Genomic DNA, 12,075 nt, shown 5'->3' on the forward strand with positions numbered 1-12,075 from the left:
ACGGGGTGAATCAGCCGGAGGTCCCCGTCCCGGGCCGCTCTCCCGGGGCGTGGGGCGCTTCTCAGTGCCCCAGCATTCCGGCCACGGACGACGCCTGTGTCATGACGGCTTCCCAGCCGCCGAAGACGACGGAGAGCAGGATCGCCAGCGGCAGCACCATGGCCACCGCGACGAGGGGGTGGCGCGTGCCGGAGGACTGTTGGCCGCCGAGCGCCGAGGCGGCCCTGCGCCCCTGCGCCCGAAGGGCCGTTCGTCCTGTGGTCTGCGCCATCGTCCCGCTCCCGTCGTGTCTGGGGCGGCGGGCGTCTGACCTCGGGGGACGAGTGCTGCGCCCGCCGCTTGAACACCACATTAGGCAGCGGGACGGCGGCGGGCGTCATGCCGTCGTATCGATTTACCGGCCTCCAGGAGGATGACGCGGTCGCGCGGCACGTACTCCCCAGGGTGGAGAGACGCGTCCACGACCTGGGGACATCCCCCAGGGGGACCGCGGAAGGCGGCGGTGCGGTCACCCCTTGAGGGTGACCTCGCTCACCCCGGCCGCTCCCCCGCACGCGGTCGCCCCGCCCGTCCCCGGCCGCCGCCCGCCGCCAATTCCCCGCCGGGACCGTATCCCCGGCATCCCTCACCAACCGGGCCCGATCGCCTTTCATCGTGTCAATCCCCCCTGTGTGACGGATCCTTGGGATGTCCGGCGGGAAGCCGGGCGGGACGGGGCCCGATTCCGGGCCTGTGCTGCGGATTCCGCACCGGCCGCGGACAATCCGGCCGCCGACGCATGCGCGGCCTCTGCGCACAGCGAGCCGTCAATCCGTAAGCTGTGCCACGTCAGACGGTTGGCAGCGGAGGGGGATCCCCGCCGCAGGTAGGGGACGGACATGGCGATGATGCGGCTCCGACGCGAGGACCCGCGTGTCGTCGGGACGTTCCGGCTGCACCGTCGGCTGGGCGCGGGCGGGATGGGCGTGGTCTATCTCGGCTCGGACAAGCGCGGACAACGAGTGGCGCTCAAGGTGATCCGGCCGGATCTGGCGGAGGATCAGGAGTTCCGTTCGCGGTTCGCGCGCGAGGTGTCCGCCGCCCGGCGGATCCGCGGCGGCTGCACGGCGCGGCTGGTGGCCGCCGATCTCGACGCGGACCGGCCCTGGTTCGCCACCCAGTACGTCCCGGGCCCCTCGCTGCACGACAAGGTCAACGAGGAGGGGCCGCTGTCCCCCGCGCAGGTCGCCTCCGTCGGCGCCGCGCTGTCCGAGGGGCTGCTGGCGGTCCATGACGCGGGCGTGGTGCACCGCGATCTGAAGCCGTCGAACATCCTGCTGTCGCCCAAGGGCCCGCGCATCATCGACTTCGGCATCGCCTGGGCGACCGGTGCCAGCACGCTGACGCACGTCGGCACGGCCGTCGGCTCGCCGGGCTTTCTGGCGCCGGAGCAGGTCCGCGGGGCCGCCGTGACCCCGGCGACCGACATCTTCGCGCTGGGCGCGACCCTCGCCTACGCCTGTACCGCCGACTCCCCCTTCGGGCAGGGGAGTTCGGAGGTCATGCTCTACCGCGTGGTCCACGAGGAGGCGCAGCTGGCCGGGGTGCCGGACGCGCTGGCGCCGCTGCTGGCCTCGTGCCTGGCCAAGGATCCGGCGGACCGGCCCAGCACCCTGTCGCTGTCGCTGCGGCTCAAGGAGATCGCGGCCCGTGAGGCACACGGGCTGTCGGGCGGGCCGCTGGAGAGCGGGGCGGGGGCCGGCTGGGAGCGCCGCCCCGCGGAGCGGCCGACCGGCCGGCGGGCCGAGGAGTACGCGCGCCAGCACACCGAGCGGCGGACCGGCGGGAGCGCTCCGCGTCCGCATCCGCCGCGCACGCCGGCGCCCCGTGACGCGGTCGCCCGGCCGGCCGCGCCGGCCCCGGCCGCGGGGAAGAAGCCGCGGACCGGCGGGCGTGCCGTACGCGGCGTGCCGGGCGCCCGTCCCGCGGGGCGAAACGGTTCACGTACTCCGGTGCGCACGGCGTCGGGCGGGCGCCGGCCCGGTCCCGACCGCCGGCTGCTGCGTCAGCGCATCATCGTGTTCGTGGTGGTGACGCTGCTGGTGGCGCTGGGGATCGCGGCCGCGCAGGGCTGCCAGGGGCCGACCGGCGGGCGGGGGATGGAGCGGCCGGCGCCGGTCGCCCCGGCCGGGAGCGCGGACGCCCGGCAGGCACGGTCGGCCTGACCGCCGGGCCCGCCGGGCCGCCGGGTCAGGACGCCGGGCGGCCCGTCGCCACCGCGTAGAACGCCACCGCCGCGGCCGCTCCGACGTTGAGCGAGTCCACGCCGTGCGCCATCGGGATGCGGACCCATTCGTCGGCGCCGCGCAGCGCACCGGTGCTCAGCCCGCCGCCCTCCGCGCCCAGCATCAGGGCGGCGCGCTCCAGCGTGTGCGGGGCGGCCTCGTCGAGGGGGGTGGCCTTGTCGGCCGGGGTCAGCGCGAGCAGCCGGAAGCCCGCCTCCCGTACGACGGCGAGGTCGCGGGGCCAGTTCTCCAAGCGGGCGTAGGGCACGGAGAACACCGCGCCCATGGACACCTTCACCGAGCGGCGGTAGAGCGGATCGGCGCAGTCCGGGGAGAGCAGCACCGCGTCCATGCCCAGCGCCGCCGCGCTGCGGAAGATCGCGCCGATGTTGGTGTGGTCGTTGACCGCTTCCATGACGACGATGCGCCGGGTCCCGGCGAGGAGTTCGGTGGCGTCCGGCAGCGGCTTGCGCTGCATGGAGGCCAGCGCGCCCCGGTGGACGTGATAGCCCGTCACCCGCTCGGCCAGCTCCGGGCTGACGGCGTAGACCGGAGCCGGGACCTCGTCGATGACATCGCGCATGACGTCGACCCACTTCGCCGACAGCAGCATCGAGCGCATCCGGTAGCCGGCGTGCCGGGCACGCCGGATCACCTTCTCGCCCTCGGCGATGAAGAGCCCTTCGGCCGGCTCGCGGCGGCGTCGCAGTTCGACGTCGGTCAGGCCGGTGTAGTCGGCCAGCCGGGGGTCGTCCGGATCGTCGACGGTGATGATTTCTGCCACGGGGAGAGAGTGCCTTGTCGGTGTCGGGGTTTCCGTGCCGCCCACGGGCGGACGGTCACCTGGGGGCAGGGGCGGGGGCGACGGTGACGACCTCGCCGATCACGATGACCGCCGGGGGGCGCACGCCCTCGGCCCGTACGGTCTCGCCGAGCGTGGCGAGGGTGGCGTCGACGCGGCGCTGGGCCGCGGTGGTCCCCTCCTGGATGACGGCGGCCGGGGTGTCACCGGCGCGGCCGTGCGCGATGAGCTTGGCGGCGATGGCGCCGCTGTTCTCGACGCCCATCAGGACGACGAGGGTGCCACGCAGGCTGGCGAGCGAGGGCCAGTCCACGAGGGAGCGCTCGTCGTCGGGGGCGACGTGGCCGCTGACGACGGTGAACTCGTGGGCCACACCCCGGTGGGTGACGGGGATGCCGGCGGCCCCGGGGACCGAGATGGTGCTGGAGATCCCGGGGACGACCGTGCAGGGGATACCGGCGTCGGCGAGCGCCTGGGCCTCTTCCATGCCGCGGCCGAAGACGAACGGGTCGCCGCCCTTGAGCCGGACCACGGCCTTGCCCGCCTTGGCGTGGTCGATCAGCGCCTGGTTGATCGCCTCCTGTGCCATGAAACGGCCGTAGGGGATCTTGGCGGCGTCGATGACCTCGACGTGCGGCGGGAGTTCGGCGAGCAGGTCGCGGGGGCCGAGCCGGTCGGCGATCACCACGTCCGCCTCGGCGAGCAGCCGGTGGCCGCGGACGGTGATCAGGTCGGGATCGCCGGGGCCGCCGCCGACCAGGGCCACGCCCGGGGTGTGCGGGCGGCGGTGGTGCGGGGCGGCGATGCTGCCCTCCCGCAGGCCCTCGACGATCGCGTCGCGCACGGCGGCGGAGCGGCGCGGGTCGCGGCCGGTGAGCACGGCGACGGTGACGCCCTCGCTGCGGCCGGTGGCCGGGGTCCAGGCGGTGGCCGCCTCGGCGTCGTCGGAGCGTACGCACCACACCCGGCGGTCCTCGGCCTCCTGGGACGCGGCGGTGTTGGCCTCCGGGTCGTCGGTGGAGATCAGCGCGTACCAGGCGTCGGCGAGGTCGCCGTCCCGGTAGCGGCGGCGCTCCCAGCGGATCTCGCCGGCGTCCGCCATCGCCTCGACGGACGGGGTGGCGGACGGGGAGATCAGCAGGACATCGGCACCCGCGGCGAGCAGCGACGGCAGCCGGCGCTGGGCGACCTGCCCGGCCCCGAGGACGACCACCCGGCGGCCGGACAGCCGCAGTCCGACGGGGTAGGCGGCGTGTTCGGCGGCGTGATCGGCCATGGCGGTGCGGCTCCTTGTGCGGATGAGGCGGGATCGACGGCCCTGCTCAGCCGCTGCGGCGCTGGAACGGCTGGGGAGAGGTGCTACGGCCGGGGACGGCGGGTAAGGCCCCGGCCCACAGCCTATGGGGCTGCGGGCCGGGGGTCATGCGGGGGCCGGGGCCCCGCTCAGATCTTCTCGGTGACTCCGGCGGAGTCGAAGGTCGCGACCTCGTGCATGGCGCGGGCGGCGCTCTGCACCACGGGGAGCGCCAGCAGGGCGCCGGTGCCCTCACCGAGGCGCAGATCGAGGTCGACCAGCGGGCGCAGGCCCAGCTTGTTCAGGGCCGCGACATGGCCGGGCTCGGCGCTGCGGTGGCCGGCGATGCACGCGGCCAGCGCCTCGGGGGCGATGGCGCGGGCCACCAGGGCGGCGGCGCCGGCGCTCACCCCGTCGAGGATCACCGGGGTGCGCAGCGAGGCGCCGCCGAGGATCAGTCCGACGAGGGCGGCGTGCTCCAGGCCGCCGATCGCGGCGAGGACGCCGATCGGGTCGGCCGGGTCGGGCTGGTGCAGTTCCAGGGCGCGGCGGACGACCTCGACCTTGCGGGCGTGGGTCTCGTCGTTGATGCCGGTGCCGCGGCCGGTGACCTCGACCGGGTCGACGCCGGTGTAGACGGCGATCAGCGCGGCGGAGGTGGTGGTGTTGGCGATGCCCATCTCGCCGGTCAGCAGCGCCTTGTTGCCGGCCGCGACGAGATCGCGGGCGGTGTCGATGCCGACCTCGATCGCCTTGAGCACGTCCTCCTGGGTCATCGCCGGGCCCGCCGTGAAGTCGGCGGTGCCGGGGCGGACCTTGCGCGGCAGCAGCCCGGGGGTGGCGGGGAGTTCGCCGGCCACGCCGACGTCCACGACACAGACCTCGGCACCGACCTGGTGGGCGAAGGCGTTGCAGACCGCGCCGCCGCCCAGGAAGTTGGCGACCATCTGGCCGGTGACCTCCTGCGGCCAGGGGGTCACGCCCTGGGCGTGCACCCCGTGGTCACCGGCGAAGATCGCGACGGCGGCCGGCTCCGGGATCGGCGGCGGGCACTTGCGGGACAGTCCGCACAGCTGCGCGGAGATGATCTCCAGCATGCCCAGCGCCCCGGCGGGCTTGGTCATCCGCTTCTGCCGCTCCCAGGCCTCGCCCAGCGCCTTGGCGTCCAGCGGGCGGATGCCCTGCAGGGTCTCCTGAAGGAGGTCGTGCGGGCTCTCGCCGGGCAGCGCGCGGCGGCCGTAGGTCTCCTCGTGGACCACCCACGACAGCGGGCGGCGCTTGGACCAGCCGGCCTGGAGCAGCTCGGGCTCCTCCGGGAACTCGTCGACGTAGCCGACGCAGAGGTAGGCGACGACCTCCAGGTGGTCGGGGAGGTCCAGTTCGCGGACCATCTCCCGCTCGTCGAAGAAGCTGACCCAGCCGACGCCCAGGCCCTCGGCGCGGGCGGCGAGCCAGAGGTTCTCGACGGCGAGCGCGGAGGAGTACGGGGCCATCTGCGGCTGGGTGTGCCGGCCGAGGGTGTGCCGGCCGCCGCGGGTGGAGTCGGCGGTGACGACGATGTTGACCGGCGTCTCCAGGATCGCCTCGATCTTCAGCTCGCGGAACTGCTTGGCGCGCGCCTTGGGCAGCGACTTGGCGTACGCCTCGCGCTGCTGCATGGCGAGCTGGTGCATCTTCTCGCGGGTCTCGGCCGAGCGGATGACCACGAAGTCCCAGGGCTGGGAGTGGCCGACGCTGGGGGCGGTGTGGGCCGCCTCCAGGACGCGCAGCAGCACGTCGTTGGGGATCGGGTCGCTGCGGAAGCCGTTGCGGATGTCGCGGCGTTCGCGCATCACGCGGTGGACGGCGGCGCGCTCGGAGTCGTCGTACCCGGCGGCCGGGGAGGCGTCCGGGGCGTCGGCGGGGAGCTCGGCGGTGTCGTCGGCGGGCGTCTGCGCGGGCGGCAGGTCGCCGGCCGGCTGCCGCTGGTCGTCCTCCTCGTCCTCGCCGCGCTGGACGAGCGCGGCGGCGTCCTGCTGCCGGGGCGTCTCGTCGAGGGGCTCGGCGGGGAGATCGCCGGGCGCGGGCACGGCGGGCGCGGGCTGTTCGCCGGACGCCTGGGCCGGGATGTGGACGACGGCGGGCGGGTCCTCGGCGGCCGGGGCGGCGGGGGCGGCGGGGGCGGCGGCCTCTTCGGGCTCGCGGGCCTCCGGCGCCTCGTCGGGCGCGGTGGTCTCGTCGGCCCCCGGGGTCTCGTCCATCGCGGCGGCCTCTTCCGTCTCGGCGGGGCCGGCGGTCGCGGGGTCCGTGTCCGGGGCGGCGGGGTCGGTGCCCGGGGGGGCGTCAGCCGGCTCGGCGGGGCCCTCGGCGCCCTCCGTCACGGGCTGCTGGTCGGTGCCGGCGTCCGGGGCCTGCGGCGCGGCGGCCCCGTCGGTCTGCTGCCCTTCGGCGTCGGCGGGGACACCGGGCTGCGGCGCTCCGGCGGCCGGCTGCTGCGCCTCGGGCGGCTCTATGACGGCCTGTTCCGGGACGGCGGCCTCCGCGGAGGCCTCCTCCTCGGGTGCGGGCTCGGGTACGGGCGGGGCGGCGGCAGCCACCGGCTCGGCGGCCGGCCCCTGAGCGGCGGCGGGCTCGGTCACGAGGGCCTCGACCGGGGTGGCCTCTGCCTCGGGCGCGACGCCGGGCTCCGGGTGGGCCGCCTCGACGGGGGCCGGTTCGGCGGGGGCAGGTTCGGCGAGAACCGGTGCGGCGGGCTGCGGCGGGGCGATGGGCTGCTGCGGCTCGTCGGCGGCCTCGGGCGCGGGGGCGGCCTCGGGCAGGTCAACGGCCGGGGCGTCCGCGGCGGGCTGTGCGGGCTGCGGCTCCACGGCCTCGTCCGCAGGCGCGTCGGCTGCCCCGTCGGCCGGCTGCTCGACGGCCGGCTGCTCCGCGTCGGCCACGACGGGCCGCACGGCCTTTGCTGCCTCGTCCGTCACCGGCGCAGCGGGCGCGGGGGCCTCGGCCTCGGGCTGCGGGTCCACCGGGGCGGCGTCCTGCGCGACGGGCACGTCCGGAGCGGTGGCGTCCGGAGCGGTGGCGTCCGGGGTCACGGCCTCCTCGGCGGGGGCCTCAGCAGCGGGCACCGGCGCCACGGCGGCATCCGGTCCCGCCGCGTCGGCCACGGCACCCTCCGCCCCGGCCGTGTCGTCCTGAAGCGGCGTCACCGCGTCCGGCAGCGCCTGCGGCGTCGCGTCGGCCACGTCCAGCGGCTGTGCGGGCGCGTCGGCAGGGGCGTCGAAAACGGCGGGCGCGGCGTCGGCGGGCGGCGCGATGTCCTCGGCCGGCAGCGGCTGCGCGGGGGGCAGGGGCGCGTCCTGCACCGCGGGCTGTGCGGCCTCGGGCGCGATGGGAGCCTCGGGCGCGATGGGAGCCTCGGGCGCGACCGTCTCCGCGGCGGCCTCGGGCACGGCCGGGGGCTCGTTCCACGGCGTGACCTGCGACGGGATCTCGCCGAGCTGCGGGCCGGGCAACGGGCCCTGGCCCGGGGCGCCGTAGGTCTGCTCGGGGGACAACTGGCCCCCGTAGGGCTGCCCGCCGTACGACGGGGCCGCGAAGCTCTGCGCCGCCGGGTCCCCGAACTGCTGGCCGGGGTGCGGTGCGCCGGCCGGCGGGCCCGTCACGGCCTCGGGGGCCGCGACCGGGGCGTCGAAGTACTCCGGACCGCCGGTGGGCGGCTCCACCTGCGGCGCGACGGCCTGCGCCGGCGCCTCCGCCGGACCGCGGTCGGCCAGCGAACGGACCACGCCGCCGGTCGCGTCGGGCACCGGCGGGCCCATGTGCAGCGGGCGGCGCGGGGGCGTGGCGGGGGCGGACGCGCGGGCCCGGTCCTGCCGGCGGGGTGCCGCGGGCTGCGGAATGCGGACGGCGCCGAGGTCGACGGAACCGGAATCGCGGCCGCCGCTCTCGTGGTCGCCGGCGGGGGCGGGCATCGGCTCGAAGCCGGTGGCCCCCTGGGCGGCGGCGTCGTACGGGGCGGCCGGCGGGAGCTGCTGGTCCGGGCCCTGGTGGGTCTCCTGGGGCTGCGGGAGCGGCTGGGGCGCCGGCTGCTCGCTCCAGGCGCCCTGGGCGCCCGGCATCAGCAGCAGATCGTCGTCCTCGGCGGCGCCGTCGGTGTGGTCGGAGTAGGGGTACTCGCCCGGAGGGGGCACCGTGCCCGGCAGCGGAGCCGGACCGGCATCGGCAGGGGAGGGAGCGGCCGACGGCTGCGGCTGCCCGGGATGTCCGCCTGCGTTCTCCGGCTGACCCTCGCCCGGGACCTGGCCGGTGTCGGTCATGCGTACCCCTCGCCCATTGGTAGTGCTCCTTCCAACCGCTCGTGCGACGCGCTCGACCGGGGCGCGCCGACGCCCGATAGCTAGAACGAGCGAGCGCGCCTCGCGGCACGTCCGCTCTCCGGAGCTTCACCTTCAGCCAAGACCACGGCACTTTCCGGATATTGGCTCACGAAGCCGAACGCGGCACGGCGGCGCAACGATCCGCCAGCCTACCTCGCGCGGGTTGCCGTGCTGGTCATGGGTGAGGAACGCGATAGCCGCTCAGCAAAAACACCACGGACCGCTCGCGTTCGACCCAGGCGGAGGTGTCCAGGTCGACGGACTGCAGCAGTGCGCACTCGACGTCGTAGCCGCCGTCCGCCAGTGCCCGGCCGAGCGATTCGGCCTCGTCGCGGGTGGCCGCGTGGGTGACGATGCGTTCGGGGCGGCGGGCCGCGCAGGCGGTGACGACCTCCGCTCCCCCGCCGCCGACCCGGATGACATCGGGTTCCGGCAGGTCCTCCAGGATCTGCGGCGCCCGGCCGTGAACGACCTGGAGTGGGACGCCGTGCCGGCGGGCGAGGGCGGCGGTGCGCCCGCAGGCGTCCGCGTCGGCGTCCACCGCGATGACCGCGGCACCGAAGCGCGCGGCCTCCACCGCGGCGGCACCGACGCCGGCACCGATGTCCCAGACCAGGTCGCCCACCTGCGGTCCGAGGCGGGCGAGTTGCGCGGTGCGCAACGTGACGGACTCACCCTCGCCGAGGACCCCGCCGTACGCACCGGCCGGAAGTCCCCAGCCGCGCGGGCCCTTCGGCCCGCCCACCTGACGGCCGGCGAGCCAGCCGGTGCCCTGCTCCGCCGCGCCGCCGGGCGAACCGCCCACCACAATCACGACATTGGGGTCACGCCAGACATGGTCGGCGACCTTGTCCGATGTGAGGACCGTCACCCGCTCCCGGTCGGTGCCCAGGTCCTCGCAGATGACGAAGGTGCGGTGGACGCCGCCGAGCAGCAGCGCGAGTTCGGCCGGCCCGGCGCCGGGCGAGGTGAGCACCGCGACCTTGGGGTGGGCGCGGCAGACGTTCACCGCGCGGCGCAGCTCACGGCTGTGGGCGACCACGATCCGGGCGTCCTCCCAGGGCATGCCGGCCCGGGCGAAGGCGGCCGCGACGGAGGAGACGGCCGGTACGACCTCCACCTCCAGGCCGTGCTCGGGTGCCCGCAGGGTGCGCACGACGCCGAAGAAGCCGGGGTCGCCGTCGGCGAGCACGACGGCGGTGCCGCGGTGCTGGGCGATCCGGCGGGCGGCCAGGGTCACGCTGCCGAGCCGGATCCGCTCGGCGCGCGGCGGGACTTCGGGCAGTGCGAGGTGGTGGGCGGCGCCGGCCACGAGGGTCGCGGCGCCGAGGGCGGAGCGGGCGGCGGCGGTCAGCGGAGAGCCGTCCCATCCGATCACCGTGACCCGGTCGGCCATGCTCGTCAGTCTCCTGGGTCTGCTGTGGTTACGCGGGCGGCCGCGGGTGGGCCGCGGGCCGGCGGACGCTGCCGCCGGTCTCCGGCGGCACGCGCCGATCGCGCGGGTGCGCGGCAGGCCGAGGGTACCCCGAGTGGTACGGACCTGCGTGCGGGCGTGTGCCGCTCCCCCGTCGGGCGGGGGTCAGTTCCACTCGGGGTAGGTGAACCCGTTGGCGTCCGCGAGCCGGCCGGGGACCCCGTCGAGGTCCTCGGGCAGCAGGCTCCACACGATCAGGTCGGTGCGGATGTCGGTCCAGCCGCCGTCCTCGGTGCGGCTGCGGGCTATGAAGGCGTTGCGCAGCACGCCCTCGCTGATGCAGCCGATCTTCTGGGCGACCTGCTGGGAGGCGGTGTTGCCCGCCGCGGTACGCAGCTCCAGGCGCTCGAACTTCTGGTCGTGGAAGACCCACTGGGCGGTGGCGAGCGCCGCCTCGGAGGCGTAGCCCTCGCCGCGGGCCCAGGAGGCGACGATGTAGGACAGCTCGGTGGCGCGCAGCCGCCAGTCGGTGTGGCTCAGCTGGACCACGCCGACCAGGCGCTGGGTGAGGAACTCGGTGACGGCGAAGTCGATTCCGCGGCCGGCGGTGCGTTCGGCGGGCGCGTACTCGTCGACCCAGGAGCGGGCGGCGGCGCGGGTGTAGGGCTGGGGGACCGTGGTCCAGGCCGCGACCAGCTCGTCGTCCATCATGTCCGCCAGCGCCGGCACGTCGGCCTCTTCGAGGGGGCGCAGCACCAACCGGTCCGTGCTGATGGAGATGTCCGGAAAGGTGGATGTCATGCCGCTGCTCCCACGCCGTTGACTGTGGTGTTCCGGAACGTCGCGGGCTGTGAGACCGCGAGGTCACGGGCCGTCTTGACCGTCTTGAATGCACCAGCATGCAGCATCGGCGGTGGGGTGTGCCACGCGCGTGGGCCCCGGCCGCACACTCGGCGGTCCGGGGCCCGGGGGGCGTCAGTACGGTCGGCCACCCCGCGGTGACCTGCGCGGAAGCCGACGATGCCGTGCCTCGCGCCCGCCCGCGGGAGGGCGGGCGCGGGACGGCGGACGGCGCGGATCAGCTGCCGGCCGGGCCGAAGGCCGGGATGACCGAGCCGTCCTTGTACTTGTCCTCGATGAACTTCTTGACCTCGGGGGAGTTCAGCAGCTTGGCGAGCTTCTTGATCCGCGGGTCGTTCTCGTTGCCCTTCTTCACCGCGAGGAAGTTGGCGTAGGGGTTGCCCTTCGCCTTCTCCAGCGCCAGCGCGTCCTTGGAGGGCTTGAGCTTCGCGCCGATGGCGAAGTTGCCGTTGATGACCGCGGCGTCGACGTCGTCGATGCGGGGGGCGGTCTGCGCGGCCTCCAGCTCGGTGAGCTTGACGCCCTTGTCGTCCTTGACGTCGGTCAGCTTGGCGTCGGAGCCGACGCCGGGCTTGAGGGTGATCACGCCGTGGTCGGCGAGGAGCTTGAGCGCACGGCCCTCGTTGGAGGGGTCGTTGGGGACCGAGACGGTGCTGCCGGGCTTCAGCTCCGAGAGCTTCTGGATCTTCTTGGAGTAGACGCCCAGCGGCTCGATCAGGACGTTCTGGACGGGCACGATGTGCGTGCCGTTCTCCTTGTTGAAGGTGTCCAGGAACGGCTTGTGCTGGAAGAAGTTGGCGTCGACCTGGCCGTCGTCGGTGACCTTGTTGGGGATCTTGTAGTCGTTGAACGGCTTGACGACCAGCTTCAGGCCCGCCTTGGCGGCCAGCTCGTTCTTGACGAAGTCGAGGATGGCGCCGTGGGGGGTGGGGCTGGCGGCGACGACCAGGGGTGCGTTCTTGTCACCCTTGTCGCTGCTGGCGGTGGTGTCGGAGGGGGCCGAGCAGGCGCTCGCGCCGAGGGCGACGGCGGAAGCGGCGGCGACGGCCACGGTGATCTTGACGGTGTTGCGCACGAAGAGTGCCTCT

At 75.4% G+C, this 12,075-nt stretch carries 8 protein-coding genes; 1 reads left to right on the top strand and 7 read right to left on the bottom strand.

Annotated elements, in window-relative coordinates:
- Positions 1 to 61: 61 nt before the first annotated feature.
- Positions 62 to 271: a hypothetical protein gene (locus ACQP17_RS06475; protein WP_189102957.1), complete on the bottom strand. Its 210-nt coding sequence runs from the start codon at positions 269 to 271 to the stop codon at positions 62 to 64.
- 607 nt (positions 272 to 878) lie between these two features.
- Here ACQP17_RS06475 and ACQP17_RS06480 point away from each other — a divergent pair.
- Positions 879 to 2,204, top strand: a complete 1,326-nt coding sequence (locus ACQP17_RS06480; protein WP_433855379.1) for a protein kinase domain-containing protein — start codon at positions 879 to 881, stop codon at positions 2,202 to 2,204.
- Between the two features lie 25 nt (positions 2,205 to 2,229).
- Here ACQP17_RS06480 and ACQP17_RS06485 read toward each other — a convergent pair whose 3' ends face one another.
- The 6 genes from ACQP17_RS06485 to ACQP17_RS06510 all read right to left on the bottom strand — a co-directional run bounded on the left by ACQP17_RS06485 (position 2,230) and on the right by ACQP17_RS06510 (position 12,062).
- Complete coding sequence (locus tag ACQP17_RS06485) at positions 2,230 to 3,048, bottom strand: TrmH family RNA methyltransferase (protein WP_433855380.1); 819 nt, start codon at positions 3,046 to 3,048, stop codon at positions 2,230 to 2,232.
- A 55-nt stretch (positions 3,049 to 3,103) separates the two neighbouring features.
- Positions 3,104 to 4,342, bottom strand: a complete 1,239-nt coding sequence (gene cobA, locus ACQP17_RS06490; protein WP_433855381.1) for a uroporphyrinogen-III C-methyltransferase — start codon at positions 4,340 to 4,342, stop codon at positions 3,104 to 3,106.
- Between the two features lie 167 nt (positions 4,343 to 4,509).
- Entirely contained in the window at positions 4,510 to 8,652 is a 4,143-nt protein-coding gene (gene cobT, locus ACQP17_RS06495; protein ID WP_433855382.1) for a nicotinate-nucleotide--dimethylbenzimidazole phosphoribosyltransferase, read from the bottom strand.
- A 235-nt stretch (positions 8,653 to 8,887) separates the two neighbouring features.
- The gene (cbiE, locus tag ACQP17_RS06500) at positions 8,888 to 10,108 is read right to left on the bottom strand and encodes a precorrin-6y C5,15-methyltransferase (decarboxylating) subunit CbiE (RefSeq protein ID WP_433855383.1); all 1,221 of its coding nucleotides are present in this window, start codon (positions 10,106 to 10,108) and stop codon (positions 8,888 to 8,890) included.
- A gap of 183 nt (positions 10,109 to 10,291) precedes the next feature.
- Positions 10,292 to 10,927, bottom strand: coding sequence for a GNAT family N-acetyltransferase (locus ACQP17_RS06505; protein WP_433855384.1), 636 nt, complete (start codon positions 10,925 to 10,927; stop codon positions 10,292 to 10,294).
- A 277-nt stretch (positions 10,928 to 11,204) separates the two neighbouring features.
- Positions 11,205 to 12,062 (bottom strand): MetQ/NlpA family ABC transporter substrate-binding protein, encoded by an 858-nt coding sequence (locus tag ACQP17_RS06510; RefSeq protein WP_433855385.1) that lies wholly within the window; start codon positions 12,060 to 12,062, stop codon positions 11,205 to 11,207.
- Positions 12,063 to 12,075 lie beyond the last annotated feature (13 nt).

Origin of the sequence: Streptomyces kronopolitis, from assembly GCF_050953795.1 — a bacterium.
Taxonomy (GTDB): Bacteria; Actinomycetota; Actinomycetes; order Streptomycetales; family Streptomycetaceae; genus Streptomyces; species Streptomyces kronopolitis_A.